This window comes from Martinezella lusitana, from assembly GCF_014207095.1.
Classification (GTDB): domain Bacteria; phylum Pseudomonadota; class Alphaproteobacteria; order Rhizobiales; family Rhizobiaceae; genus Rhizobium; species Rhizobium lusitanum_B.
Map to the genome: position 1 here is coordinate 15,728 of NZ_JACHBG010000004.1, position 25,642 is coordinate 41,369.

Annotated in this window: 28 protein-coding genes; 26 read left to right on the plus strand and 2 right to left on the minus strand. The window is 58.3% G+C overall.

Annotation, left to right across the window (positions count from 1 at the left end):
- Positions 1–228: 228 nt before the first annotated feature.
- From GGD46_RS10435 to GGD46_RS33755, 14 genes are all read left to right on the plus strand, one after another.
- A complete protein-coding gene (locus tag GGD46_RS10435) occupies positions 229–582 on the plus strand; it encodes a hypothetical protein (protein WP_184703702.1) in 354 nt (117 codons plus the stop codon).
- Entirely contained in the window at positions 539–2,023 is a 1,485-nt protein-coding gene (terL, locus tag GGD46_RS10440) for a phage terminase large subunit (RefSeq protein ID WP_184703703.1), read from the plus strand. Before GGD46_RS10435 ends, terL begins: the two co-directional genes overlap by 44 nt.
- Before the next feature lie 46 nt (positions 2,024–2,069).
- The gene (locus GGD46_RS10445; RefSeq protein WP_184703704.1) at positions 2,070–3,410 is read left to right on the plus strand and encodes a DUF1073 domain-containing protein; all 1,341 of its coding nucleotides are present in this window, start codon (positions 2,070–2,072) and stop codon (positions 3,408–3,410) included.
- Positions 3,411–3,511: 101 nt separating this feature from the next.
- On the plus strand, positions 3,512–4,627 hold the full coding sequence (locus GGD46_RS10450) for a DUF2213 domain-containing protein (RefSeq protein ID WP_184703705.1): 1,116 nt from the start codon (positions 3,512–3,514) through the stop codon (positions 4,625–4,627).
- A gap of 27 nt (positions 4,628–4,654) precedes the next feature.
- The gene (locus tag GGD46_RS10455) at positions 4,655–5,125 is read left to right on the plus strand and encodes a DUF2190 family protein (RefSeq protein WP_184703706.1); all 471 of its coding nucleotides are present in this window, start codon (positions 4,655–4,657) and stop codon (positions 5,123–5,125) included.
- A gap of 3 nt (positions 5,126–5,128) precedes the next feature.
- The gene (locus tag GGD46_RS10460; RefSeq protein ID WP_184703707.1) at positions 5,129–6,100 is read left to right on the plus strand and encodes a DUF2184 domain-containing protein; all 972 of its coding nucleotides are present in this window, start codon (positions 5,129–5,131) and stop codon (positions 6,098–6,100) included.
- Between the two features lie 74 nt (positions 6,101–6,174).
- Positions 6,175–6,672 (plus strand): DnaT-like ssDNA-binding protein, encoded by a 498-nt coding sequence (locus GGD46_RS10465; protein WP_184703708.1) that lies wholly within the window; start codon positions 6,175–6,177, stop codon positions 6,670–6,672.
- Positions 6,672–7,028 carry a hypothetical protein gene (locus GGD46_RS10470; protein WP_184703709.1) on the plus strand — a complete coding sequence of 119 codons (357 nt, stop codon included), beginning with the start codon at positions 6,672–6,674 and terminating at the stop codon, positions 7,026–7,028. Before GGD46_RS10465 ends, GGD46_RS10470 begins: the two co-directional genes overlap by 1 nt.
- Positions 7,025–7,252, plus strand: a complete 228-nt coding sequence (locus GGD46_RS10475) for a hypothetical protein (RefSeq protein WP_184703710.1) — start codon at positions 7,025–7,027, stop codon at positions 7,250–7,252. The genes GGD46_RS10470 and GGD46_RS10475 overlap by 4 nt, the downstream gene beginning before the upstream one ends.
- Positions 7,253–7,273: 21 nt before the next feature.
- The gene (locus GGD46_RS10480) at positions 7,274–7,666 is read left to right on the plus strand and encodes an HK97 gp10 family phage protein (RefSeq protein ID WP_184703711.1); all 393 of its coding nucleotides are present in this window, start codon (positions 7,274–7,276) and stop codon (positions 7,664–7,666) included.
- Positions 7,667–7,702: 36 nt separating this feature from the next.
- Positions 7,703–8,134, plus strand: coding sequence for a phage tail terminator-like protein (locus GGD46_RS10485; protein ID WP_184703712.1), 432 nt, complete (start codon positions 7,703–7,705; stop codon positions 8,132–8,134).
- 3 nt (positions 8,135–8,137) lie between these two features.
- Positions 8,138–8,623 carry a hypothetical protein gene (locus GGD46_RS10490; protein WP_184703713.1) on the plus strand — a complete coding sequence of 162 codons (486 nt, stop codon included), beginning with the start codon at positions 8,138–8,140 and terminating at the stop codon, positions 8,621–8,623.
- 83 nt (positions 8,624–8,706) lie between these two features.
- Complete coding sequence (locus tag GGD46_RS10495; protein WP_184703714.1) at positions 8,707–9,108, plus strand: hypothetical protein; 402 nt, start codon at positions 8,707–8,709, stop codon at positions 9,106–9,108.
- Positions 9,109–9,131: 23 nt separating this feature from the next.
- Positions 9,132–9,437, plus strand: coding sequence for a hypothetical protein (locus GGD46_RS33755; protein ID WP_184703715.1), 306 nt, complete (start codon positions 9,132–9,134; stop codon positions 9,435–9,437).
- A gap of 401 nt (positions 9,438–9,838) precedes the next feature.
- Here GGD46_RS33755 and GGD46_RS10505 read toward each other — a convergent pair whose 3' ends face one another.
- Positions 9,839–10,240, minus strand: coding sequence for a hypothetical protein (locus GGD46_RS10505; protein ID WP_184703716.1), 402 nt, complete (start codon positions 10,238–10,240; stop codon positions 9,839–9,841).
- Positions 10,241–10,513: 273 nt separating this feature from the next.
- Positions 10,514–10,999: a hypothetical protein gene (locus GGD46_RS10510; protein ID WP_184703717.1), complete on the minus strand. Its 486-nt coding sequence runs from the start codon at positions 10,997–10,999 to the stop codon at positions 10,514–10,516.
- Positions 11,000–11,261: 262 nt separating this feature from the next.
- On the opposite strand from GGD46_RS10510, the gene GGD46_RS10515 reads away from it, so the two are divergent.
- From GGD46_RS10515 to GGD46_RS10570, 12 genes are all read left to right on the plus strand, one after another.
- On the plus strand, positions 11,262–13,772 hold the full coding sequence (locus tag GGD46_RS10515; RefSeq protein ID WP_184703718.1) for a hypothetical protein: 2,511 nt from the start codon (positions 11,262–11,264) through the stop codon (positions 13,770–13,772).
- Complete coding sequence (locus GGD46_RS10520; protein ID WP_184703719.1) at positions 13,772–14,419, plus strand: hypothetical protein; 648 nt, start codon at positions 13,772–13,774, stop codon at positions 14,417–14,419. Before GGD46_RS10515 ends, GGD46_RS10520 begins: the two co-directional genes overlap by 1 nt.
- A gap of 3 nt (positions 14,420–14,422) precedes the next feature.
- A complete protein-coding gene (locus GGD46_RS10525; RefSeq protein WP_184703720.1) occupies positions 14,423–15,043 on the plus strand; it encodes a hypothetical protein in 621 nt (206 codons plus the stop codon).
- Entirely contained in the window at positions 15,040–15,468 is a 429-nt protein-coding gene (locus GGD46_RS10530; RefSeq protein WP_184703721.1) for a DUF6950 family protein, read from the plus strand. The genes GGD46_RS10525 and GGD46_RS10530 overlap by 4 nt, the downstream gene beginning before the upstream one ends.
- Positions 15,469–15,566: 98 nt before the next feature.
- Positions 15,567–21,503, plus strand: a complete 5,937-nt coding sequence (locus GGD46_RS33760) for a phage tail protein (RefSeq protein ID WP_246806273.1) — start codon at positions 15,567–15,569, stop codon at positions 21,501–21,503.
- 4 nt (positions 21,504–21,507) lie between these two features.
- A complete protein-coding gene (locus GGD46_RS10540; RefSeq protein ID WP_184703722.1) occupies positions 21,508–21,939 on the plus strand; it encodes a hypothetical protein in 432 nt (143 codons plus the stop codon).
- Positions 21,929–22,348, plus strand: a complete 420-nt coding sequence (locus GGD46_RS10545; protein WP_184703723.1) for a hypothetical protein — start codon at positions 21,929–21,931, stop codon at positions 22,346–22,348. The genes GGD46_RS10540 and GGD46_RS10545 overlap by 11 nt, the downstream gene beginning before the upstream one ends.
- Before the next feature lie 17 nt (positions 22,349–22,365).
- The gene (locus GGD46_RS10550; RefSeq protein ID WP_184703724.1) at positions 22,366–23,034 is read left to right on the plus strand and encodes a DUF4376 domain-containing protein; all 669 of its coding nucleotides are present in this window, start codon (positions 22,366–22,368) and stop codon (positions 23,032–23,034) included.
- A 10-nt stretch (positions 23,035–23,044) separates the two neighbouring features.
- A complete protein-coding gene (locus GGD46_RS10555; RefSeq protein WP_184703725.1) occupies positions 23,045–23,287 on the plus strand; it encodes a hypothetical protein in 243 nt (80 codons plus the stop codon).
- Between the two features lie 787 nt (positions 23,288–24,074).
- Entirely contained in the window at positions 24,075–24,707 is a 633-nt protein-coding gene (locus GGD46_RS10560; RefSeq protein WP_184703726.1) for a hypothetical protein, read from the plus strand.
- A gap of 166 nt (positions 24,708–24,873) precedes the next feature.
- Positions 24,874–25,125: a hypothetical protein gene (locus GGD46_RS10565; RefSeq protein WP_184703727.1), complete on the plus strand. Its 252-nt coding sequence runs from the start codon at positions 24,874–24,876 to the stop codon at positions 25,123–25,125.
- Between the two features lie 76 nt (positions 25,126–25,201).
- Positions 25,202–25,531: a hypothetical protein gene (locus GGD46_RS10570; protein WP_184703728.1), complete on the plus strand. Its 330-nt coding sequence runs from the start codon at positions 25,202–25,204 to the stop codon at positions 25,529–25,531.
- Positions 25,532–25,642: the final 111 nt, after the last annotated feature.

The following is a 25,642-nucleotide window of genomic DNA, read 5'->3' on the forward strand; positions in this document are numbered from 1 at the left end:
CGTCGGATGGTCGATCACAATATTTCCTAATAATTTCAGATGATTAACCGCCAGTCTCGTCAAGGCCTTCATTCGTTGCAGAGCCATCGTCCGCGAGGGGTGTCGCCAAACCCGCCGAATTAGGGTATTCATTTTGGCATGATGAGAACAGTTGCAGCGACGCACTGTTGACCGCAAGCGATGTCTTAAACCGCTTTTTTCTTTCAAGGTTCATCGGAAATTTCAAGCATGACCAATGCCGACAAGCCGGTCGTGCCGCGCAAGACGCGTGCGCGCCGGCACAAGTCAGTCTCCGCAGGCGACACGCCGCTCGACTACATGTTGAAAGTGATGCGCGACGATGAGGCGGATCAGAAGCGGCGCGACGAAATGGCGAAGATCGCAGCCTCCTACGTTCATCAAAAGCCAAGCGAACGTACCGGCGCTGCGGCCGGCGCCAAAGGGGGGCGAGGCCTCACCATCGACTTAACAAACGCCACGGATGAGCAGCTTGCCATACTCGAAACCCTCTTCGCTCCGCTTGCCGGATCCGGCGACGATGATGGCGGCGATCCGGGAGGAGAGGGCGAGACGGACGACTGAGCGTGATGGTGTAGCGCGCGCCCGGCAGATTGCGGTTGATGCGGAACGAATTCGCACCAATTGCCAGTCCTTGGCAGGCTTTGTCAGAGAGGCTTGGCATGTTGTGGAGCCCTCGATTGGTTATGTCCATGGTTGGCATATCGATGCGATCTGTCTTCATCTCGAAGCCGTCACCTCGGGCGAGATCACGCGGCTACTGATCAACGTGCCGCCCGGTACGATGAAGTCGCTGCTCTGCGGCGTCTTCTGGCCGGCCTGGGAATGGGGGCCGAAGGGTAAACCGCAGATGCGTTATCTCGGCGCCTCCTATTCCGAGCACTATGCCAAGCGTGACAACAGGCGCATGCGCGATCTTGTCGCCTCGGAGTGGTATCAGGCGCTTTGGGGCGATCAGGTCAAGCTGACGACAACCGGAGAGATGGCATTTGCCAATGCTCGAACGGGCTCGCGGCAAGGTGTGCCGTTCTCAAGACTGACAGGCGGTCGGGGCGACCGGGTGATTATCGACGACCCTCATTCGGTCGACGGCGCCGAATCCGAGGCGGAACGGCTGTCGACGGTGCGCACGTTTCGTGAATCCGTGCCGACACGGCTCAACGACCCGCAACGTTCGGCTATCGTTGTCGTCATGCAACGGCTGCATGAGGCCGATGTTTCGGGCACGATCCTGGGGCTTGGACTGGGTTACGAGCATCTGATGCTACCGATGGAATTTGAGCCGGAGCGCCGTTGCCGGACGTCAATCGGATTTGTCGATCCGAGGACTGAGGAAGGCGAACTGCTCTTTCCTGAGCGTTTCCCTGGAGTGGTCGTCGAGCGCGATAAGGTACCGTTGGGTAGCTACGCCGTCGCCGGTCAGTTCCAGCAGCGGCCAGCGCCGCGATCCGGCGGCCTGTTTCAACGTGGCGACTTTGAAATCGTCGAGGCCGTGCCGACCGGCGCAAAACGTTGCCGTGCGTGGGATTTTGCCGCTTCGAAGGCGCGTGCTGGTCGAAAGCCTGATTGGACTGTTGGCTTGCGCATGGCTCTGGTCGGCGGTGCTTTCTATGTCGAGACCATTGCGCGAGGGCGCTGGTCACCTGCCGAGGTGGAGCGCAATCTGAAGAACGTCGCATCACAGGATGGGCCGACGGTGACGATCCGGATACCGCAGGACCCAGGTGCCGCTGGCAAGGCTGATGCGGAAACCAAGGTCAAACTGCTCGCGGGTTTTCCGGTGAAAGTCATATCTCCGACCGGTGATAAGGCGACGCGTGCCAAGCCGGCGTCGGCGCAGGCGGAGGCAGGGAACGTCAAGCTTTTGCGCGGCGACTGGAACGAGGCATTTCTCGATGAAGTGTGCGCCTTTCCGAATGGGCAGTTCGACGATCAGGTCGATGCCTTTGCGGATGCGCTGAACGAGCTCGCGCTGAGTTCCTCTTTCAGCTTTACGAATTTCTAGGCCCGCTGGTGCGGGCTTTCATCACATTGCTATCAAAGGATAATCCATGGGGCAGGTATTCTCGATGGTTCGCGACGGATTGGTGAGCCTTGCATCCCGCATGGGCACAGAACGCGACAAGGCGGCATCCGTTTTCTACACGCAGCCGATCCTGACGGACGAGCAGATCGTTGCGGCCTATCGCGGCTCCTGGCTGCCACGCAAGATCGTCGATATTCCGGCGCTGGATAGCTGTCGGAAGTGGCGGAGCTGGCAGGCGGCGGGCAATCAAATCGGCTTGATCGATGCTGAAGAACGCCGGCTGAATTTACGCGGCAAAGTGCTGGAAGCGTCGACAAAGGCACGTCTCTTCGGCGGTGCCGCTCTTTTCATCGGTGCCGATGATGCCGATCCGGAATTGCCGCTCGAGGCGGAGTGGATCGGGAAGGGGGGTATCAAGCACCTGACCGTGCTGACACGCCGCCACCTGGCTGCCGGCGACATCGACAGCGATCCGGCCTCGGAATGGTACGGCAAGCCGAAATTCTACAGGCTGACCGGCGCCAGCGGGGTGCAGGTGACCATTCATCCATCTCGGCTCGTCATCTTCAAAGGTGCCATGACGCCCGGTGAGGAATTTGGCGGATTGAACAATCACGCCTGGGGCGAAAGCGTGCTCACTGCGACTTTCGATGCGATCAAGAACGCCGACAGCACGGCGGCCAATATCGCCAGCCTCGTCTTCGAGGCGAAGATCGACATCATCAAGGTTCCGCAGTTTTCCGCCAACATCGGCAATCAGGCCTATGAAGATGCGGTGCTGCGCCGCTATGCCCTCGCAAACACGATCAAAGGGGTCAACGGCACGCTGATCCTCGATGCTGAGGAGGAATACGACAGCAAGGGCGCGCCGCTCTCCGGTCTCACGGATATTCTGATGGCTTTCCTGCAGATCGTTGCCGGTGCGGCAGATATTCCGGTCACTCGATTGCTCGGTCAATCGCCCGCGGGCATGAATGCGACGGGGACGGCCGACATGAAGAATTATCACGATCGGATCCAGGCTATCCAGGAGCTCGATTATACGCCGGCGATGTCCCGACTCGACGAATGCCTCATCCGCTCCGCCACAGGTGCGCGCGATCCCGCCATATACACGACTTGGACGCCGCTGGAACAAATGAGTGAGAAGGAGCGGGCCGATATCTTCAAGACGAAGGCAGAAGCGGCGCGAGCCTTGTTTGGCTCAACTGCGGGTGAGGAGATCATTCCCCGTCCGGCACTCTCGGAAGCTCTGTTGAATGCTTTTGTGGAAGATGGGTCGCTGCCGGGATTGGAGGCGGCGGCAAAGTCATCTGGTCAGCCGGACGATGTCGAACAATCTGAAACTGGCGCCGACGCGACTTAACGACCCGATACCGTTGTGACGTCGCTATTAACGGATCCGCTTTGTCACGGCGCGCGGCTTTCATCCGAACCATATCGGCTTCGGCCAGGAGAAATCCCAACATGAATTTCACAGACATTGTCACTGTCGCTGGAACGCGACGGACCGGAGACGGCTATCTTGTCGCCGATGCCCGCATCGCGCGCACGGGCATTCAAAGCTATGCCGGGGCTGAGATCGGAAGGCCTGAAATGCCCTCAGTGCGCATCTATCGTCCCGGAGGCGAAGTCTTTTCCGAAGACACACTCAAGAGTGCCGCTCACCGTCCGGTGACAAACGAGCATCCGCCGGAGATGGTCACCTCGGAAAACTGGAAGAAATACGCGGTCGGCCAGACCGGGGACGAGATCACCGGCGAAGGTATTTTCCTGCGTGTGCCGCTGATGGTCAGCGACGAAGAAGCCATTCAAGACATCGAAAGCGGCAAGCAGGAGCTTTCGGCCGGCTACGTCTGCGATGTTGATTTTACGGCGGGCGTAACGCCCACCGGAGAAGCCTACGACGCCATCCAGCGAAACATTCGCATCAACCATATCGCCATTGTGCGCCGTGGCCGTGCGGGCTCGAAAGTCCGCATCGGCGATGCAGCCGCACCGTGGGGCTGCTCTCCTCTCGCAGCCCCACGTCCCCTTTTCGATGACAAGCAAAACAAGGAAGGAATGATGCCCACGAAGACGATCATGGTCGACGGCATCGAGATCGAAGTTTCCGATCAGGCCGCAGAGATCATCACGACATTGCGGCAGCGCCTTGCTGACGCGGAGGCCAGTCACCAGAAGGCCGTTGCGGTCCGGGATGCCGAACTCGATACGCTAAAGGCAGCTCTTCTCGACGAGGCTGAGGTGGAACGCCGGGCAGAGGCTCGCGCCGATCTGATCGGTCTTGCCAAGGCGATTGCCGGTAACGTGCAGACATCCGGTCTTTCTGATGCTGCGATCCGTAAGGCCGTCGTGATCGCCAAGGCCGGCGAGGGTGCGGTTCACGGCCGCTCGGAGGCCTATATCGATGCGCGCTTCGATATGCTCGCCGAAGGGCTGCGCAAGAAGCCGGATCTTTTTGCCGATGCCATCAAGGACGGCATCAACCCGACGCAGACATTCCCATCCCTAGCCTCCGCCGCTTACGTCGCCATGGTGCGCGATCTCGAGAGCGCACATCTGGCCGCCAATCCCACTTAACCAGGTCAACGAAAAGGAGACGCTTCAATGGCGACTTATCAGACCACCTATGGAAACTCTCCTCGGAAGGGCCTGCATGGGCAGATCGCTTCTGAGGAAAAGGCCAACAAGATCAGCCGTACGGTTGAAGCCGCCGCCGGCATCAAGTTCGGACAGCCGGTGCAGCGCGGCCTCGCCGATCATGGCGTGGCGCCCTTTGCCGCTGGCGGCAAGTTCATCGGCATTGCGGTGCTGACGCCGAACGTGCTGCCGGATGTGGCACCGGCCGGCGGTTACGCCCAGTTCGTGACAGGGGCATTCCTGACCTCGGGTCAGATGTATGTGCGAGCCGGCGGCGCCGTCTCGGATGGCGATGCCGTCTACTACAACTCGACGACCGATGCCTATGTCAACGCTGCCGGCACCGGCATCGTTGGCCCAATCCCCGATTGTTTCTTCGATACGAGCGGCAGCAACGGCGACATCGTCGAGATCTCGCTCAAGCACAGGAGCGCCTAATTCATGAACCAGTTCGTTCGACAGCAGTTTGCCGACGCCCAGGCCGCCTATTCCTTCGTCATCGCGCAAGGGCGCAATATCGAAACCCGCATCTATCAGCGCCGTTATCCGACTTTCAATTATGGCCTCCATGTTCCGGTCGTCACCGAAGGCAATGAATGGGCGTCGGGAACGACCTTCTTCACCGTCGACAGCGCCGGCGAGGCGAAGTTCCTCTCGGCTGCCGGCACTGACATGCCGTTCAACCAGTCGACCCGTGACAGCGCCAGCCATGATTTCGCGATGATCGGTTCTGGCTGGGAGTGGAACCTCGAAGAGGTCAACCAGGCGGCGCTCTACAATCTCGATCTCAACGCATCCAACGCCATTTTCGCCGCCGATAAGATCGAACGCCTGCTCAATTCCGTCGCCATGATCGGCTCGACGGAAAAGGGCTGGACCGGTTTCGTCAACGATCCGAAGGTGTCGCGCGTCGACGTCGCTGCCGATGGTACGGGCGGCTCGGCTCTCTGGTCTGCCAAGACGGCTGACCAGATTCTGCGCGATGTCAACGATCTTATCGGCGGCGTGCGCAAGCGGACCGGCGAAGTCGAGTGGATCGACAGCCTCCGCCTGCCGCCCGAAGCCTTCCGACTGATTGCCACCAAGCGGCTTGCCGACGGCGATGGCTACATCACCGTGCTTGACTTCCTGCGGCGCGGCAACGTCTACACGGCCGAGACGGGCCAGCCGCTCGATATCCAGCCGCTGCGCGAGCTTGCGACGGCGTCGCAGGATGGCGGCGGCCGCATGGTCGTCTATCGCCGCGATCCGGAAGTGCTGCGCTTCCATCTGCCGATGCCGCGCCGCGTGCTGCAGCCGCGCCAGAAGTCGATCATGAGCTTCGAGACCGGCATCATGGCCCGCACGGGCGGCACCGAAGTGCGTCTGCCGGCGGCGATGGCCTATGGCGACGAAATCACGGCTGCCGCCTGACGCTGTGATTGCCCTCTCTCCGCTTCGTGCGGGGAGAGGGCATCTGTCTTCCCAACGATCGACACGGAGCTTTCATGTCCGCATCCTTCTACGGCACGCTCGCTGCAGCCGATGCCTATTTCGCCGATCGTGCGAATGCCCCTTGGGCGGTGGCGAACGACGGTGACCGCCTGGCGGCGCTGGTGCGCGGATCCCACGCGGTCGACGGCCTCTATGAGCCGAGATTCGTCGGGCGGCGGACCGGCGGTTACGATCAGGTGCTGTCGTGGCCGCGTAGCGAGGCGACGACGGTGAACGGCGAGGTAATCGCTGACGATGCATTGCCGCTGGCCGTGACTTATGCGGCCTACGAAGCGGCGGCGCTTGAGCTGTCGGAGCCCGGCAGCCTGACGCCTGTTATCGTCGCGGCTTGCACGGTGAAGCGCGAAAAAGTGGGGCCGCTGGAGACTGAATATGCCGTTGCCGATACGAGCGACGACATGATCGCCTCCGCAAGGCCGGTGCTGACGATGCTTGACGGGCTGCTCTATCCACTCCTGCGCCCGGTGCTGCCGGGCATTCTGGTGGTGTGATGGCCGCTTTCGATTACGATAAGGCGCGAGCGACCGCCGAGCGATTGATTGCCAAGTTCGGCCAGAAGGGCAGCTTGCTGCGCATCAGGAGTGCCGGACCGGATTACGATCCGGTGCAGACGAGCGAGGAGTTTGCCTGTTCGTTCGTCGATCTCGAACAGAGTCAGGTGCATGTTGCCGACACGCAGGTGCAGCGTGGGGATCGCACGGTCTATCTCTCGACAGAGGGACTATCGATCACGCCGACATTGGCCGACAAGGTGCTGATTGGCGATGTCGAGCATTCGATTGTCGATCTCCAGCCGCTGTCGCCGGGTGGGATGGTCGTCTTTTGGCAGCTGCAGGTGCGGCGATGACGGCGCTTGTGCGTTTCAAGACGATCCTGACGCTTTGGCTGCTGGCGCGCGTCATCCTGCTGCTCAACCGTGTCTCGCCATTGCCTGGGATTGAGCGAAGTGGCGGGGCGGGGGCCGAACCCCCAACGGCCAAACCTGCGGTTCGTGCCCGTTACGGCCATCTCACCCTTTTGAATTTCGAGCGGCGTGGCTCTTTACCGGGCAACGCCGCTGATGACGCCTAACCTTATCAAGGGGCAATCGATATGGCTTCCTCCAATTTCTCCGTCGATATCGCGGCCTGGGCCGAACGGACCAAGAAGCGCATGGAAGAGGTGGTGAACCTTTCCACGCAGCGGCTGGCCGAGGCGATCGTCGAGGCGACGCCAGTGGCCTCCGGCGAACTTGTCAATTCCTTCCGGGTCTCCGTCCCGCCACGGCAAAGCGGGGATACGGAGGGATCTGATGAAGGCCAGCCGGTCAATTTGGCCGGCCTCAGTGCGCCGCTGGGCGGCATGATCCATATGGGTTTCACCGCGCCGCACGCCGCCGCCGTCGAATATGGCAAGGATGGGCAGGCGGGGCAGGGCATGGTGCGGCTTGCGGCGCGCCAATGGCCTGACATCGTCGAGCGCGCTGCGCGCGACACGGCGGACTGATCCCTCGAAATCCCAACAATCTAGACAAGGTGACATATGGCGACGGCGACGGACGCTCTCATTCTGGCGGCACTGCTGGATCATCTGGCAGTGCTCCAATTTCAGCCGCCATTGCCGGTGGCGCAGCCGGGCATTGCCTTTCCGCCGGCGGGGCAAGATAAGCCGGATAACTATCTGGCCGTCAGCTTCCTGCCCAACCGTCCTCGGCAGGTGACGCTTGGCGACGATCCGCAGCAGAAGCTCGGGCTTTTGCAGGTTTCCGTCTATTGGAAGGCCGGCGGCGGGCTGATCAAGCCACTCGATGCCGCCGGCCGGGTCATCGACCATTTCAACAACAAGACGCTATTCGCCTCTGGCGTGAAGATCACGATCAGCAGCGAGCCGTGGGCCGCAGGCCCGATCCAAGAGGATGACCGGGTGCAGATACCGGTCACCATTCCCTACACCGCCTTTGAACCGGAGACATGATCTATGGCGAATAAAAGCACGAAGAAGGGCTCGAAAGTCTACGTATGCGAGACGCCCCAGAATACCGACCTGACGGCCAGCGCTTATGCCGCGCTGACCTGGGTGCAGGTGGGCAAGGTCGGCAAGGTGGGCGATTTCGGCTCGGAATCCACCATCAACAACTACAATACGTTGGATGAGCCGGTGCAGCAGAAGCAGAAGGGCGTTTCCAACGCCGGCGATCCGGAGCTCGAGGTCGCCTCTATCGCCGATGATCCCGGCCAGGAGATCCTGCGCACCTTCGGCACCCCCCTCAACGTCAACAATATGGCGATCAAGGTCGAGCGCAACGACGCGCCGCAGGGCAAGACCAACACGGTGTTCTACTCGCGTGGTGTCGTTTCCGGCCCGCTCTATCCCGGCGGCGGCTCCGATGATTTCGATCTGGAGAAGTTCAAGGTCGGCCTCAACCAGCTGCCGATCCGCGTCGATCCCGTCACTACGCCGTAAGCGCGGTCTTTCGGAACCTTGCGCGCGTCGCTCTCCTGCGGCGCGCGGCTACTTTCACATGTCCCAACCGATAAGGTGTTTCCTTGGATATCTCCAGTCTCGTCAATTCCGAAGATCTCTTCGAGCTGCAGCTCCTGCATCCGGCCACCGAGGAGCCGCTCGGCATCTCCTTCATGATCCGCTCGGCCGAGAGCAACGAGGTGAAGAAGATCGTTCGCCAGCATAGCGACCGCTTTCTCGCCAGCCGCAAGAAGAAGCTGACCACCAGCAAGGTCGAGGCCGAATATCTCGACAAGGCGGCCGCCGCCATCGCTTCCTGGAGCTGGGGCGAGCAGCAGTGGAAGGGCGAGCAGCCCGTGCTCTCCTTCGAGAAGGCCCGTGAAGTCGTCGAGGAAGCCGGCTGGATCTACGATCAGGTGGCCGGCGCCTCGGAGGACCGCGCAAATTTTATGAAGAGCTTGCCGAAGGGCTTTCAGAAGCTGTAGGGATCGTCGCGCGCTATGATTGCGTGCGCGATACAAACGGCGAGACCCGGCGCGAACGCAACGAGGCCTTCGAGCTTTTAAGCCCGGAGGCCGAGGTGCCGGAGGCCGGCCATGCGCTCTGGGACTGGTTCTGGGACCTGCGCTCGGCGCAGGCTCCCGGCTTTTCCGGCCCGGCGCCGCTCTCCCACCAGGAAATGCTCGCCTGGGTGCAACTGACCGGCAATCTCCTACGCCGTGAAGACATCGCCGTGCTGAAGGCGATGGACGGGCGTTATTGCCAGGCGGTGGAGGAGGAGACGGAGGCGATCAGGGCGCGGGAGGCGGAGTAAAGGGTCAGGCTGCTCCATGACTAATGAGCCTAATGTGACTTTATGTTGCTGTAACTCCACTCAAGTGCAGTCAGCCCATCCACGGTGGTTTCAACTTCCCACCTGAGAGACGAGTCGCTCCTGTTGCCAACATATCCACACTTCGCAAGGCGCCTCACCGGCTCTTGAAGATCATTGAGCGTTTCATAAACTATCGACGAGCTAAAAAAGAAGGCCTTGAGATGCCAATATCAAACGCCTTCAGTTCGGTTTGAATCCATGCATCGTCCATGGCTAGCGGATAGCCCGACGCTTTGGATCGCTGTTGTTTCGTCACGAGATAGTTTTCGAGCAATCTTCTATCCAATTCTAGTTCGTCCAGCTCGGAAACCTTGATGCGTTTATATTCCGCCGACAACAGTTCACGGTTTTGCAGAGAGAGTGTAATCTACAAGGGCGGTCTCTGATTTATGAAGACGTTTATTAGCCTCTGTTGTCGTCCACACGCACTTCATTGCGTCTGTTTCTTGCACTAGCTCTTTATCGTCTTTGAATCTGTTCTCAAGAATTTCAAATGTAAACTTTGTATTTTGGGGCGAAGCGCCAGTCCTCTGAAAGGCTCTTTCTCCATATGCCCGAACTGCATGATAATAGGTCACGCCAAGAGCATCTTTACATGCATATGCCATCAAAAATGTCGCTGAGGCCTTCTCTTTGATGTCATCTACCAACTGAACGAGCTTTTGATCCGCAGCGGTGGCGGTTTGTGTGACAAATGCCAAAGTAGAGAGTGCTAAAATAATTCGCCACGCCTTCATGTCCATACCTCTGATTGTTCCCATTCAACCGTATAACGCGACTTCTAAAAAATAAATCTTATGATTGAAGTGGCTGCGCCAGATAACAGGATAGAATTACGGTGACGTGCACTAATTTCTGTCCGTGATAGCTTTGCTTTGGCCAGACAAGATGACCATCGGCGAACTATATAGACTATGCATTCTTATTTGAGGGCACTTTCATCGTATTCCAGGCGGTGTAGGAAGAGGCTGAGGCCATCGGGGCGCAGGTAAGGCAGCGGATTTCTGCGGTGCGCTTTAGTAGCGTGCCTCTTTGCTTTCTCTCCATTCATCGTCCGTTTTACCATTAACTTCCACGTTATACTGCTTCGGCTCTGAGTGAACTTCAGGATCATCCAAATACGCGCACGCGGCGTGATACCTTATAGGTGTTCCATAGATATTTGGACTGTCGTATCTAATAAAAACGGCCAGGAGGACGGGAGTTGATAAGCCCTTATCGAATCTGCGTAGACGATCCTTTATCTTTTCATCGGTAAAGCTGGGATCATCGGTAAAACTGGGATCGCGTTGGCCATTTTTAACAAGCCTAGCTTCATACGACTCATGGTCGACAGGCATTTTTCTCTCATCAATTTCAATACGTTTATACAACGACGGCGCCAAAAGACGCTCCTTGAGAGCCGTCTCGCATGCCATGACCATTTTTGAATCTGAATCATTGCAACCGCTTACAAGCAATGTCGCAGTCATCAGGCTTATGACGCTTGTTATGGGCTTCATTGGATGAAGATGCTCGATAGGTTAATTGGGTGGTAGATGGGTATATTTGCAACTCTGACGAATGTTGCACGCAAAGATTTAGCGTGTCAATGATGCGTTCTCTAAATGTTCCTGGATAAGGCGCTGATCTCTCACGTAGTCGGCTAAAGTTTATGTGACGACCGTGCACCCGCAGAATGCCGTGAGAAGCATCCTTCTATTCATTGTTATTCCCGATTTTCTCTGTTTGCCCTTAAAACGAGATACACCGAAAGGAAAGAATATGGCCGATGTTGCCACATTGGGAGTTGGGGTCGACACGTCCAACTTGCGCGCCGCGACGAGCTATTTAGATGCTTGGGCTGCAACTGCAATGCGAACAGAGAAGGCGATCGGAGCGGCTGCGCGCGCAATGGGTGTCTTGAGTGACAATAGTCGTTTGAGTGGCAGCTCGATTTCCAAAATAGGCGCAGGAATTGTTGATCTTGGGACAGCATTTGCAAAAACAATTGGGAAGTCCACTCAGCTAGTAGTTTCACTGAAAGCGGTACAAGAGCATGCCAATGGCGTCGGCAAGGCATCCAATATGGTGCCGTCAAATTCGGCGAATTTCGAATCTCTCCGCGGTGGCGCAACCCTCAAGTTTGTGCTTGATCAATCGTCCCAAACGGGACAGCCGCTCCTTAAGACAGATGAGCAGAAAGGCGCGGAGCTTATTAGCGGGTTCTTGAAAGAAAGTGCAGGCTTCATTCCCAGGAAGGACATGAAGATTGGGTCTCAAATTGTATCCAGCTTTCTGGACGGTGAGATCGATAAAACCGTCTATAATAGGCTACTGAAGTTTCAGTCCGAAACAGATGCCCGATACACGTACGCTGCAAAAAGAAATGAAGACTCCGGCGATGAAATTCCACAGTATAAGGATGATCTTAGAATAGCGCGTGAAAAGAAAAGATTGTCTGATATAATTATAACTCCACGGATAGACATAAATAAAAAGTATGATGATATTGACGATTCTTTAAGATTATTTAGCGGAGAATACAAAGATTTCGACAGCTATGCTTCGGTTATTACTAAAGATCCATTGGGCATCGGACCAAATGGTCCTTTTGATAAGATCGCGGTTGCGTATAAAGAAATGAAAAATGCTTTGGCTAATAGAGACTTAACGGAGGAGCATGTTAATCGTGTAAAGCAAAGTTTCGATGAGGCGTTAAGTATGCCTAAAAACGCTGAGTTTGTGCCTCGACTCCGAGCGATGCGAGATGCGTTTACCAGTCCGAGTAATGAGATGATTTCGGGATTGGAGTCGATAGGCCGACTGCGAGAGCAAGCGCAGAATGCCCTGAGTGTCATGGTGAAACAGTCTTCAACTGACGGAAGCGCTGCCAGCCAGCGCGGGCCGAATGCAAGCAGCTTGAGTGGCGCGAATAATCAAAGTGGAAATGGCGGAGTTGTTCCCTCAACCAATGACGTTTCGATGCCTAAAAACTTTTGGGACCAAATTATCGCCTCTGCGGGTCTGGTAGCGCCAAATATTTCCGGAGCACTAAAGGGATTTACTTCTTTAACAGCTGTTACAGATCGTTTCTCCTTTGGACAATTTAGGTCGGCAATAACAGATGCAAATGCCGAAGTAGACGCACAACAAAGATTGGACCGGAGTTTTCGAGAAAACACTAAATCCCGCCAAGCCAATACCGAACAGACCACACTCGGAACTCAGGCTTCCGTTCAATCCGCTGCCGCGACGGATAACGTGAAGTTAACGGTCGTCACACTGAAGCAAAGCCAAGACAGTCTCCAAAAAAGCTGTGCCGCACGCCTGCAGCAATTGCCACAACTGACCAAAATGACGAAAGAGCAAGCTGCAACTAATGATCAACTTGCGGCCTCACAAGAGAAGCTGGTTGTTGACATGGATTTCGAACGCGCCCAAATCGGTCGCTCGACCATCGACCAGACTGTTGCAAAGACGCTTAAAGATCGTGGTCTGCCCGTCGAGATGGATTCCAAAAGCGCGGAGATAGTGCGAACGAATGAGCAGCTGAAATATGCCCGCGAGCTTGCCGGCGATTTCACCACGACGCTGGTCAACGGCTTGCGCAGCGGTGAGGGTTTTTGGAAGTCCATGGGGAACGCTGCGGTCACCGTACTCAAAAAGATCTCCGACAGGTTGCTGAACGATGTGCTCAACAGTCTGTTCCAGGTCAACAGTGCCGCTGGCAGTGGCGGAGGTGGCGGTTTCTTCGGTGGCCTTCTCAATTTGTTGGGGTTCGGAGGAGGGAGCGAGGTAACCTTGCCAACCGGCTCAAACATTCCGATCCCGATGCCACGCCCCAGCGGATTTGCAAACGGTGGCTACACCGGCTATGGCGGCGTCTATGAGCCAGTCGGCATCGTTCATGCCGGCGAGGTCGTCTGGAGCCAGAAGGATATCGCCCGGGCAGGAGGCGTCGGCGTCGTCGAGGCGATGCGGCTTGGCCGACGTGGCTATGCCGATGGCGGGGTGGTTGGCGAGGGCGGGCCGCAATTGGTGCCGGCGCAGCCGGATGCTGCCGTTCCCGTTCGTCGCCTCAGGGCCGATAACCAGAACGATGGCACCGGTTCCGCTTCCGGCGTGCATGTCACGGTCGGCGTTTCCGTCGATGAGGACGGCAATCTCAAGGCCTATGTGAAGAATGTCGCGCAATCAGAAGCGCAGAGTTCGACGCGGCAGGGGCTGAATGATTTCAATCAGCAGCTTCCCGATCGCGTCGCGCAGATCAACCGCAATCCCCGGAGGCGCTGATGGCCGTTTCCTATCCCTACAGCCTGCCGGCTTTTGCCGATCTTCTGAAGATCTCCAGCATCGTCTGGGACATTCAGCGCAATGACGAGCTTTCCGGCTCCGGCGATGGCCGGGTCTGGCAGGCGGAGCTGGCGCCGCCGCTCTGGACCGGCACGGTGACGCTCTCCGACATGTACAATGCGGAGGCGAAACAGATCGCCGCCCGCATCCGCAAGTTACACGGCGCCCAGGAGGCGCTTTTTCTTTATGATCCGCTGTCGAAATATCCGCAGGCCGATCCCGACGGGACGAAGCTCGGGAGCGCTGCGGTCAGTGTTGCAGCGCTCGGAGCCGACAATGCCTCGCTCAGCCTCAAGGGCCTGCCGGCGGGTTATCGGCTGACGGTCGGCGACAAGTTGCAGGTCGGCTATGGCGGCGCACGCTCCGCCTTTCTCGAAGTCTCGGAAACGGTTGGTGCCGACGGGCAGGGGGTGACGCCCGTCTTCGGCGTCTTCCCACATCTGCCGGCGGGCTTTGCCGCCGGTCTCGGCGTGACGCTTCTGCTACCGGCCTGCAAATGCCTGGTCATGCCGGGCAGCCACAATCCCGGCACCGCGAGCGGCCCGATCACCTCAGGCGCCACCTTCAAGATCATCCAGAAGAAATAGACGATGAAAAACATCACCTCCGCCTTCTTCGCGGCGCTGACCGGCGCGCGCGACAAGGGGCTCGTGCCCCGTCGTTTCGTCTGGATCACCGGCAAGGATATCGCCAGCGACGCGCCTGCCTCGATCGGCCTCTGGACCGGCGATGACGACATCAACATCACCGTCATCTCGGGTGTCACCGGCTTGGCCGAGGCGCGCACCTATTATGGCGGCCTCAATCTGAAGGTGAGCCCGATACCGCGCACGGCCGATCTCACGATCCAGACCGTGACCATCACCATCGGCCAGATCGCGCCCGTCGCGCAGCAGCTTGTGCGCGGCTACGATCTGCGGCTGGCGCCGATCGAAATCCACGACATGACGTTCGATACCGGCACCCGGCAGCCGAGTGCGGCCCCGGAAATCGCCTTTCTCGGCGTTGCAGATGGCGCGCCGGTGAAGACGCCGGCCGTGGGACAGGATGGGGATATCGAAATATCCGCCATCTCCGCCGCCATCGCCATGCTGGAGCGCACCAACCCGGCCAAATCTTCCTACGAAGGCCAGAAGCGCCGCAGCGGCGATGAATTCGGCCTCTATTCCAGCACCGTCGCCAATTGGCAGATCCCCTGGGGGCAGAAATGATCAGCGATCTTGTCAGGGTCAAGAACTGGCGCGCCTGCTTCGTCGCCGAGATCGATCGGCTGAAGCGCACGCCCTTTGCCTGGGGCCGTCATGATTGCGGGCCAGGCCTTGCCGGCAATCTGGTGCTAGCGATCACCGGCGTCGATTGCGCCGCCCAGTTTCGCGGCGAATATTCCACTGCCGCCGGCGCGCTGAAAACGATGAAGGCGGCGGGTTTCGACAATCTCGCCGATCTCGTCGCCAGCATGCTGCCCGAGATCCATCCGAGTACGGCCGGCATTGGCGACATCGCCGCCATCCCGCACGAAGGTCCCTTCGGCTACGCGCTCGGCGTCGTCAATGGCGAACGCATCTTCGTGTTGCGTGAGAGCGGCCTCGGCACTGTCGATCTGCTCGACGCCAAGCGGGCCTTCAAGGTCGGCTAGCCAGTCTCGACATCAATTTTATCTCTGACCGGTGACAGGTCGGCGCAGCTTTGCCTGCGACGGCCCTTTTCCATGCGCCAATCGAGGTCGTCCGATCCATGAAATATCTCATTCTGCTTTTGAATGTCCTCAGCTTCTGGCTGATGGCAGATGTGGCGCATGCTGAACCAATCACCTTGGCAATTGCTGCGATAGGTGAATTTCTCGGCTCGATCAGCATCGGCAAACTGGTACTGACCGTCGCCCTCAACATCGGCCTGTCCCTGATCGAAAGGGCGATGGCGAAGAAGGATCAGCAGCCGGCTGGCACCAAGCTCGAGATCAGCATGGGGGACGATCACCCCATGTCCTTCATCATCGGAAGCTACGCGACCGCCGGCCGGCGCAAATATGCTGGCACCTGGGGTGAGGACGGCAAGACGCCGAATGCCTATTTCACCGATGTCATCGAGATCGGCAGTCTTCCCAACCGTGCCGGTGAGCGCGGCCTCAGCAGTCTCTGGATCGATGATCGGAAGGTTGGCGTCTTGTGGGAAGAACCGCATCCTGACGGCCGTGGCTTTCCGGTGATCGAGTATCGCGTCAAGGGCAAGGACTATCTATGGGTCAAGTTCCTCGACGGTACGCAAGAGGCGCCTGATCCGTTTCTGATGGCCAAATTCGGCAGTCTCGGCGACCGGCAGTGGCGGCAGAGCATGGTCGGTCGCGGCTGCCAGATCGCTATCCTGACCTCGCGCTACAATCGGGACCTTTTTTCCGGCGTGCCTTCGGGCCTTTTCGAGCCGCATCCGTTGCCGCTCTATGATATCCGCAAGGATTCCTCGATGGGCGGCAATGGCGCGCATCGCTGGAATGATCGGTCGACCTGGGAGCGGAGCACCAACCCGGCCGTGATGATCTACAACCTTGTCCGCGGTGTCTATTACGGCCCGGAATGGGTTTATGGCGGCCAGAATATCGGCGCCTTCTGCCTGCCGGCAGCCAACTGGATGGCCGCGGCGAATGCCTGCGACGCGGCGGTTGGACTTGGCGACGGCAACAGCGAGCCGGCCTTTCGCGCCGGCTACGACGTTCAGTGCGACCGCGAGCCCCTTGATGTCATTTCTGAATTGCTGAAGGGCTGCAATGGCCGCATGGCCGAAGTCGGCGGCGTCTTCAAGATGCTCGTGGGTGCGCCGGGTGGTGCAGTCTATTCTTTCACCGATGACGATATCGTCGTCACCGAGGCGCAGGATTTCGAGCCGTTCCCTTCGCTTTCCGCGACATTCAACGCCATCGAAGCCACCTATCCCGAACCTGCCGAAAAGTGGGCAACGAAGGATGCGCCGGGGCGCTACAACGCCGATCTCGAAGCTCAGGATGGCTACCGGCGTCTGCCTGCCCAGGTTCAGCTGCTCGCTGTTCCGTTCGCCAATCAGGTGCAGCGCGTCGCTGTGGCAATGATTCAGGACTATCGACGCTTTCGCGTACACCAGGTCTCACTGCCGCCGGACGCCTATCCGCTAGAGCCGAACGACGTCGTTTCCTGGTCTTCGGCACGCAATGGCTATGATGAGAAGAAGTTCCTCGTCGTCAAAGTCGAACCGCAACCCAATTTCCTGATCGTCGTTACTCTTAAGGAGATCGACCCCGCAGACTACGATTGGCATCCGGGACTGCAATTGCCGACCTCCATTGGCTGGCTTGGTCCTATCACTCCTCCGTCGCAACCGATGGTCGGCTGGACCGTCGAGCCCTCCACCATCAAGGATGCCGGCGGGATCGATCGCCGTCCTGCGATCAAGATCAGCTGCGCGCCGGATCTCGATGATGTCGTAGGCGTCTGGGTGCAGGTTCGCGTGAAGGCCAGCGGCGACATGGTCTTCGATAGCGATAGCAATCCCTATGCGACGCCTTATTCGTGGGTCCTTTCCGGCCAATGGACGCTCCCGAACGCCGACTACGAAGCGCGAGGTCGCTATCTCCCGCAGTCGAACCGACCCACTGATTGGTCCGCCTGGCTGACGCTCAAAACGCCGAATGTCCTCATCAATGCGGCCGATATTTTCGACGGCGCGATCATCCAGTCAAAGATCGCCGACGCTGCCGTTACCGCTGCGAAGATCATGGATGAGGCGGTTACCAGCCTCAAACTCGCCGACAAGGCCGTCTCGGCAGCCAAGATTGAGGTGGCAGCCGTCACCGCTGACGTGCTCGCGAGCAATGCCGTTATTGCGTCCAAGCTCGCCGATGGCGCGGTCACCGCTCGGGCGCTCGCCCAGGGCGCGGTTGATGCCACGGCGTTTGCCAGTGGCCTGAAAGCCGTCGAAGTGGTGAACGCCTTGCCGACAGCCGGAAACACGGAAGGACGGCAGGTTTTTCTAACGACGGATGGCAAGCTCTATCGCTACCACAACGGCGCATGGACGGCGGCGGTCGCGGCCGGAGATGTCAATGGCACGCTGAGCAACGCGCAGATCGCCGACGGTGTGATAACCGCCAACAAACTGGCCGCTCTCGCCGTAGATGCCAGCAAGCTCGCCGACGGCTCCGTCAGCGCCACGAAGCTCGCCCAGGGCGCAGTCGACCTAACGAAGTTCGCTTCTAACCTTTCCCCCATCCAGATTGTTACCACCTTCAGCATTGTGACAGACCCCACGCCCGGTATGGTCGTATACCACAGAGGGCTGCAGAAGCTCTTCCGCTACACGCCGACGGGATGGACCTCCGTCGTCCCTTCCACAGATCTCACCGGGCAGATTACGTCCACACAGATCTCGGACGGCGCAATCAGCACGCCGAAGCTCATGGCGGGCGCGGTAACCACTGATATCATCGCCGCGAATGCCATCACCGCCGATAAGATTGCGGCCAATGCCATCATAACAGGGGCAATCTCTGCCGGTGCTGTGAAGGCAGAACAGATTGCCGCCAACAACATTACCGCAAAGCATCTCGTGCTGGCCGACATGTCAAACATGGCCGACAACGGCTGGCAGGCAGGCAACCTCGACGGTTGGGAGGTCGCCGGCTTTTACGCCTATGCATACTCGGCCGGCGAAGGGGATGCCTCTGGCTACTACGCACGCTCCACTGCGCAGTGGAGCCAATTTTTGAGCCGGATGATCGCCGTGAACCCCGGCGAACAGTACTTCCTTGACGTTTGGGTGCAGAACAATGCCTCCCCTGAGGGGGCTTCGATCTGGCTGTTCGGCTACGACGCCAACAATGCCAACGTCTACAATTCGTATATTGATGGAGTCACCTCCGTTCAGAACAAGTGGGCGCGGCTGAAGGGGCAAGCCACGGTTCCCGCGGGCGTCGTCAAGGTTCGTATGGGGCTTTACAATGCCCATGCTGGAGTGTTGGCAGTGCCTGGAATAGCATGGTCTAAGCCGGTCATGCGCCGTGCGTCTGGCGTGGAGCTGATCGTTGATGGTGCGATTACAGCCGCCAAGGTCGCTGCGAATGCCATCACCGCCGACAAGATCGCAGCGAACGCCATCCTTGCAAAGAACATTGTCGTGCAGGACTGGTCGAACATGGTCCCTAACGGCAAGTGGGAAGACACCTCCAGCCCGCCTACCGATTACTTCACAGCAACTGGCGGCTTCATGTCCTGGCTTGTGGACCCCGCCAACGCCGTCGAGGGCAAATCCTACTTGCGGCTTTCAAAGCCTGCGTTGGGTCAGCCGGCTGATTGCGTTCAGAAGACGTTCTCTCCCATCGGGGGCAGCACCCCTCTTCAATGGGTTGTGTATTTCAAAGTCGAGGGTGACACACAAGCAACACCTGCAGGTGTCTTTATCCGTATCCTCTGGTACGACGCCAACCAGAACCAGCTAACTCTTGTTGAAGGCGCCGGATACACCGATCTCGTAGGCAACAGCAACACGACGCCGGGATGGAATAATCGTTCTGGCAAGATCACGTCGCCGGCCAATGCCCGTTTCTTCCGGATGCAATACATCAACTGGGTAAACTCCGGCGCGCAGAACCTCGACATTGCGAGCATGGTGATCCGGCGTGCGAACGCGGCCAGCCTCATCGTGGATGGCTCGATCTCGGCTAACATGATTGCTGTCAGTGCGGTGACGGCGGGCAAGATTGCTGCGGATGCCGTGACGGCTGGCACGATCGCGGCGGGCGCGATTACAGCCGACAAACTTGCAGCCGGTTCTGTCTCGGCGAAGGCCTTGGCTGTTGGCAACGGCGGCAATCTCTTGACGAATACCGATCTGTTGGCCGGCCTAACGGGTTGGGCTTATGAATGGTCAAACGAACCTGCCAGTTTCAGAGTGAAGCTACGCACTGACACCTTCGCGCCTGCGCCGGGCGCGATCGAGATCTATCAGATCAACGGTACCCAAAACATCGAGTACGGCGTTGGGTCGGTTGATGCCTACGGGAATATGCAATTCATCTCGGTCAAGGCGAATGCTTGGTACGAGCTTTCGGTCTACTACTTGGGCCATCGCTGCAAGGGCGTTCGACCATATCTTGGCGTCTACGATGGTGCGGGAAATTGGCTGGCGTGGGTTCAGTGGGGCGACGGCCCAGCTTATCAGAACATCGACCCCTTGAAGTCTCTTTCGAAGTTTGACCGCTTCTGGGGCAAATATCAGATGCCCGCGAATGCTGCCACGGTTCGCGTCTTCTTCCGATCGATGGGAACGGTCGCGGGTCAGGGCGATAGCTATCTTTGGCTGACGCGGATGTATTTTGGAGAAGCAAACGCCAATCAAACCGAACCGACGCCGTGGAGCGACGGCGGCCTGACGCTGATCTCTGGCGGCAATATCGTCTCTAACGCCGTCACCGCCGACAAGATTGCCGCTAACGCCATAACCGCAGGCAAGATTGCTGCCGGCGCAGTCACGGCCGGCACGATCGCTGCCGGCGCGGTGACGGCCTCCACGATCGCAGGCGGCTCGATCACCGGCGACAAGATCGCCGCAAACACCATCGGGGTCAACCAGATCGCGGCCGGCGCGATCACCGCCAAGTCGCTTGTCCTGACCGACTTCAGCAACATGGTCGATAACGGCTGGCAGGGTGGCAACCTCGACGGTTGGACGATCCAGAACCTTCAGGCCTTCTATCTCGACACGACATCAGGTGATGCGGCGGGCTATGTCATGCAATCGCTCGGCCGTGACTGTGCCACTTCGAAGTATATCCAAGTCACAGCCGGCGAAACCTATGCGTTCGACGTCTGGGTCTACAACGTCGACGCTGGGCAGGCGAACATCTACGCGGCCCTTCTAACCCCATCCGGTGGGTGGGCGGGTTTTGCGGTTGTCAGCACAACCTCGAAGAACGGCTGGGTTCGCCTACAGGGCCGCTACACGATCCCGAGCGGCTATGTGAAGCTTGCAATGCTGCTCCAGGTCGACAAGACGGCCGGTACCGGCAATTCGTGCTACTGGTCGAAACCGGTCATGCGTCGCGCCACCTCGGGTGAGCTGATCGTTGACGGCGCGATCACCGGCAACAAGATAGCTGCGAACGCGATCACGGCCGCTCAGATCGCCACTGGCGCAATCACCACCGAAAAGCTGATCCTGAACGGCGTCACCGTCGACAAGATTGCGCCCGGCGCGGTCACGGCCATGAACGCCGGCCGCGTTGCCGATCTGCAGGTAATCGGCTCCGGCTCGACCATCAATCTCGCTGCGGTCGGGATCTCTGTCGATGGCGATAGCCGCGTCATGATCAACGCCATGTCGCTCGGCCAGTATGGCCAGAACAACAGCAGCACAGGCGCGCAGGCGATCGGTTGCAACATCTTCCGCAACGGCTTGGCGATCTTCAGCCAGACCTATTACCTCGGTGTTGTTCAGACTGTCGTTACTCTGAGTGGTGGCGGTAGCCCGAACGGCACCGGTCAGACCGCCAATCAGGCGACCTACACGGCCGGCCTTGTCGGCTTGCCGGCACTCTATGACGCCCCCGGACCCGGCTATCACGTCTACACCTTCCAGATCTACGTCCCACCCGGCAACAACGTCGGCTGGCGAGAAACCAACATCGTTGCCACCGCCTTCAAGAGGTAAATTCATGACCGCGTTAGAACACACGGCTATTCACTACATTATCTATGGTTCTGACGGCCGCATCCGGCAGCATGGCAATTGTGCTCCAAGCATCTTGTCGCGCTTTGCCTCGCTTCATGGTGAGGGCTACGTCGTGATGACGGTGCCTGCCGAGTGCTATTCCTTCGACCTCGACGCGACCTCTTATGTCCTGAATGGGGTCGTCACGCCGAAGAGCCGCGTGCTCGATGTCACCGAATACACCATTCAGGCCGATGGCTTGGACGTGGTTCGCTTTGAGGTGCCGGCCGGGACGTCGGTGATGCACGGCAATGAAATCACCACGATCGAGGATGGCACCTTTGAATTCACTACCGACGCCCTGGGCGACTATCGGTTCTCCTTCCTCGTGCCCGCCGCTTTCCATCATTTCGAGGTGACCATTCATGCGGTTTAATTTTGCCGCCGATCTCACCTTGGAGCGCATCGAGGCGCAGACTGACATCGATCGGCAAGTGCGGCTGGCGCGCATGCTGTTCGTCACGCTCATTCCCGGTCAGGACGCCGTTTATGCGCTGAAGGTCAACGAGGCGCTGTCGATCGTGGCCGACCCGCAGCTAGGCGTGGGCGTGCCAGAGGGCGAGACGCCGCACATCACAGCCGAAGCGATCGAAGATGGCGTTAGCCGTTTCGAAAAGGCTGCCGACATCCTAACGCGAGATCAACACTGGAAGGTCGGCTCGCAGATGGTCGAGGCCCTGCGCCGATCGGCTGGCGCTGCCCTTGCCGCCGCCAAAACCGCTCCCGAAATCCGCGCTGCTGCTGCCATCGATTGGCAGGCTGTGCGGGCCTTTGCCAAAAACTAATGCAAGAAAGGACTGCCATGTATCGCATTGACAGCATGTATGAACCGATGGTCGAGGCGCTGCTTGCGGCTCGCTCGGAGAGCAAGGCGGATCGCTGGATGGCGTCTGTCGCCTTCTGGCTCGGTCGGCAGCAGATCTATAATGTGCCGGAATTCTGGCTGGCGCTCGCAGCCAAGATCACGTCCGGGCTGGATGCAGCGGACAAGGAAGCTATTCTCGATCAGCTGAGCAACAAGGAAGCCGCCCTGGTTGCCTCGGTAGCCGATTGGCCCGAGCCGCCGGCAAGCCTGCTGGCGATCGTCGCCGGCTGGTCTCCCGAGCCGCCTCCGGTCGATCTCTATGCCTATGCTGCCTCCAAGCGCTATGCCGTCGAAACGGGTGGCATTGTCCTCAACACCACGCAGGTCATGACCGATCGCGCCAGCCAGTCGCTGATTACCGGAGCCTACAATTTCGTTCAGGCAAATCCGGGCGTACTGGTGAAGTTCAAGACAGCGGTCGGCTTCGTGGAGCTGACCGCCACGCAAATGACGGCGATCGCTAATGTGGTCGGCGCGCATGTGCAGGCGAGCTTTGCGGCCGAAAGCGCTATCGACGCCGCGATCGTCGCCGGCACGATCAGCACGAAGGCGGAGATTGATGCTTTCGCGTGGCCCTCTAACGGCGTTACAGCGCCTGCAGCTTGAGGAGCGTTGAATGTCGACGTTCGTAAAATCTCTCAAGAAGCAAATTGAGATGCTGCAGGCCGAAGTCGAGCTGTATGCCAATGCCATCGATAGTCTTGCGAGCGAACTGGCGAGCGCGAGGACTCAGTTGGCAGCTCATGAGGCACCCGATCGCCAGAGTGTTCCCGAAATGACAGCAGGTAAGGTCGAGATCGAGCCGGTCGACGGTATTCATGCGGAGATCACCGGAGCTCCATCGCAGTCTGCTGCCTGAATATAGGTATTGTTGGCGCCGCCATGGTTGTTCGGATCGCACTGGCCAATTTGCCTCGGACATGAGAAGCAAAATAATAAATGAAATGCGGTAGACATTGCTGTGCAGGTTTTTGTCTGAGAAATGCTACTTGCTTTGGTTGTTTTGACGCCTCTCTGCAGGCTTCGGCTTAGATCAGCCTGGGCCCCTCCAACGAGGACGACAGAAAGATGGACAGCTGATGGAAAGGTTGTTCGCGGGTATGAGTGGAACGGCATCACATCGGTCCGCTTGCTCGGCACGCCGGCAGCGCATCCTGCCGGCTCTGTCGGTTTCTGCTATCGCAGGTCGTGGGTGGATCCATAGAAGAGCGGGTCCTTGGTCCCGCTCGAATGCAATATATCGGTAATCTCTAAACGTACCGACATGCTGCTGGCGCACAGTACTTCATCCCAACCAAGAGGTAGGAGAGAGTAATCCTTTGCCCCGACCAAATTCATCAGTCGGCAAGCCTCCCACTTGCTCGCCATCCGCAACACCGTTGAACGCCCAGCAAGCAGATACCAACCTCAACTGCGCATCAACCCCAGTGCAGTCCGCCAAGCAAGATCGCCGCCGGGACGGCAAGTGCTGTGGTCGTGATTATCGCGGAAACACCAATCTTAAGCGCTCTGATGCGTCGTGTCCTGACGCCACTCCAGTCATAACTCAAACTCACTAACTCCTGAGAATCATTGGGAATTCGAAAATTAGATCCGCTTCGATTTCGAACAAGGTCCCGGCGGGTCTCATCCACAGAGGAAACAATATGGATCACGCGAAATTCTTCGCGGCGGTGCGTACATCGCTGTTTGGTGGTCAGCTGTCGACAAATCAGGTCAAAGGTATGGAGGCCATTCTAGGGGCATGGCAGGTCCGGCCTTTCGACAATCGTTGGCTCGCATATATGCTGGCGACGGCCTATCACGAGACAGACAATACGATGTGTGCCGTCGTGGAAAATCTCAACTACTCGGCGTCTGGGTTGCTCGCGACCTTTCACAAATACTTCACGGCAAAGCAGGCTGCTGATTATGCCCGACAGCCACAGCGAATTGCCAATCGAGCCTATGCGAATCGAATGGGCAACGGCAGCGAGGCAAGTGGCGATGGGTGGCGCTACCGCGGACGTGGTTTGGTTCAGATCACCGGGCACGACAACTATCTGAAGTATGGCATTGCCGCCGATCCCGATATGGCTCTCGATCCTCTCAAGGCCATCCAGATTCTCTTTGACGGCATGATCAATGGTCTCTTTACCGGCAGGAGGCTCGACGAATATTTTAGCGCCACGGCGACCGATTGGGTTGGTGCCCGAAAAATTATCAACGGCAGGGATCGAGCGGTGGAAATTGCAGGCTACGCAAAGAAATTCGCTGCTGCTCTGGAAGCTGCGCGCTAATCGGCGCGCAGGGTAGCCCATCTGTATCGCCAGTCGTCATGTTCTAACGAGATCGCTTTTCGAACAACGAGCGCTTTGATGCGGCTCGCCGCGACGATCGCGAGTTGGACCACAGTGGCTGGTATGTGCTTTGCTCTGAACCTCATACCATCCTTAAGAGGAAAAAATGCTCAACACAAATGCGCTGCATAATGTTCTGAATATTCTGATCACCTTGTCGGCATTGACCGTTGCCATTCTTCTGGCGACGGGCTGCGTGCAGCTCGCCGATGGCTCATTGGAATGTTCGCAATCCTTCGTCGCTCCCAGCTATACCGCAGGGGCAATTGCCGCTCTAAGCGTGCTGAAGATTACCGTCAACATCATAAGGGACGGCATTGTCGGATTGGTAAAGCCTCAACCACCCGTCAACAAGTGAGACAGACTTCCTGCCTGATGCCTCGGACGATAAGGCGTCCGATTTTCAGAAGCGTAAGGTCTGATAGAAAAGAGCAATGACGATGCACGAATTTCTGGATGCGTTGGGCATCAAAGCCGGGGTCGTCATGGCCGGTCTCTCTGGCGGGATTCTACGGGGTCTTTCGAGGCGTCGATATACGACACGGGAGATCGTGGCTTCGCCGATTTGCGGAGCCCTTGCCGCGACCTACATGACAGAGCCGGCGCTTTTCTACCTGCGGGCCGTCAACTGGCCTTTGCCGCAGGAGCATGTCGCGGCGATGAACGCGACTGCTTTTGTCGTCGGCATGTGTGCTATGTGGATCGCCGATCTCGCTTTCGATGCCATATCGCGCTGGGTCAAAGGTGGACGTGAGATCAGATAGTATTTCATTCGTTCCGGATCTTTGTTTGCTTGAACTCGTTGCGCGACGACAATTCAAGGCGGCAGTCCTTCTGATTCCGATTGCTAGCGTTCACGATTGATCTAGTTTCGT

Excerpts from the sequence above, each read along its gene's own strand:
- GGD46_RS10545 (WP_184703723.1), top strand. The coding sequence starts at position 21,929 with ATGCGGTTTAATTTTGCCGCCGATCTCACCTTGGAGCGCATCGAGGCG.
- GGD46_RS10550 (WP_184703724.1), top strand. The coding sequence starts at position 22,366 with ATGTATCGCATTGACAGCATGTATGAACCGATGGTCGAGGCGCTGCTT.
- GGD46_RS10520 (WP_184703719.1), top strand. The coding sequence starts at position 13,772 with ATGGCCGTTTCCTATCCCTACAGCCTGCCGGCTTTTGCCGATCTTCTG.
- GGD46_RS10510 (WP_184703717.1), bottom strand. The coding sequence starts at position 10,999 with ATGAAGCCCATAACAAGCGTCATAAGCCTGATGACTGCGACATTGCTT.
- GGD46_RS10455 (WP_184703706.1), top strand. The coding sequence starts at position 4,655 with ATGGCGACTTATCAGACCACCTATGGAAACTCTCCTCGGAAGGGCCTG.
- GGD46_RS10505 (WP_184703716.1), bottom strand. The coding sequence starts at position 10,240 with ATGGACATGAAGGCGTGGCGAATTATTTTAGCACTCTCTACTTTGGCA.
- GGD46_RS33760 (WP_246806273.1), top strand. The coding sequence starts at position 15,567 with ATGAAATATCTCATTCTGCTTTTGAATGTCCTCAGCTTCTGGCTGATG.
- GGD46_RS10530 (WP_184703721.1), top strand. The coding sequence starts at position 15,040 with ATGATCAGCGATCTTGTCAGGGTCAAGAACTGGCGCGCCTGCTTCGTC.
- GGD46_RS10515 (WP_184703718.1), top strand. The coding sequence starts at position 11,262 with ATGGCCGATGTTGCCACATTGGGAGTTGGGGTCGACACGTCCAACTTG.
- GGD46_RS10445 (WP_184703704.1), top strand. The coding sequence starts at position 2,070 with ATGGGGCAGGTATTCTCGATGGTTCGCGACGGATTGGTGAGCCTTGCA.
- GGD46_RS10525 (WP_184703720.1), top strand. The coding sequence starts at position 14,423 with ATGAAAAACATCACCTCCGCCTTCTTCGCGGCGCTGACCGGCGCGCGC.
- GGD46_RS10435 (WP_184703702.1), top strand. The coding sequence starts at position 229 with ATGACCAATGCCGACAAGCCGGTCGTGCCGCGCAAGACGCGTGCGCGC.
- GGD46_RS10465 (WP_184703708.1), top strand. The coding sequence starts at position 6,175 with ATGTCCGCATCCTTCTACGGCACGCTCGCTGCAGCCGATGCCTATTTC.
- GGD46_RS10570 (WP_184703728.1), top strand. The coding sequence starts at position 25,202 with ATGACGATGCACGAATTTCTGGATGCGTTGGGCATCAAAGCCGGGGTC.
- GGD46_RS10470 (WP_184703709.1), top strand. The coding sequence starts at position 6,672 with ATGGCCGCTTTCGATTACGATAAGGCGCGAGCGACCGCCGAGCGATTG.
- GGD46_RS10555 (WP_184703725.1), top strand. The coding sequence starts at position 23,045 with ATGTCGACGTTCGTAAAATCTCTCAAGAAGCAAATTGAGATGCTGCAG.
- GGD46_RS10490 (WP_184703713.1), top strand. The coding sequence starts at position 8,138 with ATGGCGAATAAAAGCACGAAGAAGGGCTCGAAAGTCTACGTATGCGAG.
- GGD46_RS10485 (WP_184703712.1), top strand. The coding sequence starts at position 7,703 with ATGGCGACGGCGACGGACGCTCTCATTCTGGCGGCACTGCTGGATCAT.
- terL (WP_184703703.1), top strand. The coding sequence starts at position 539 with ATGATGGCGGCGATCCGGGAGGAGAGGGCGAGACGGACGACTGAGCGT.
- GGD46_RS10565 (WP_184703727.1), top strand. The coding sequence starts at position 24,874 with ATGCTCAACACAAATGCGCTGCATAATGTTCTGAATATTCTGATCACC.
- GGD46_RS10480 (WP_184703711.1), top strand. The coding sequence starts at position 7,274 with ATGGCTTCCTCCAATTTCTCCGTCGATATCGCGGCCTGGGCCGAACGG.
- GGD46_RS10460 (WP_184703707.1), top strand. The coding sequence starts at position 5,129 with ATGAACCAGTTCGTTCGACAGCAGTTTGCCGACGCCCAGGCCGCCTAT.
- GGD46_RS10540 (WP_184703722.1), top strand. The coding sequence starts at position 21,508 with ATGACCGCGTTAGAACACACGGCTATTCACTACATTATCTATGGTTCT.
- GGD46_RS10475 (WP_184703710.1), top strand. The coding sequence starts at position 7,025 with ATGACGGCGCTTGTGCGTTTCAAGACGATCCTGACGCTTTGGCTGCTG.
- GGD46_RS10450 (WP_184703705.1), top strand. The coding sequence starts at position 3,512 with ATGAATTTCACAGACATTGTCACTGTCGCTGGAACGCGACGGACCGGA.
- GGD46_RS10560 (WP_184703726.1), top strand. The coding sequence starts at position 24,075 with ATGGATCACGCGAAATTCTTCGCGGCGGTGCGTACATCGCTGTTTGGT.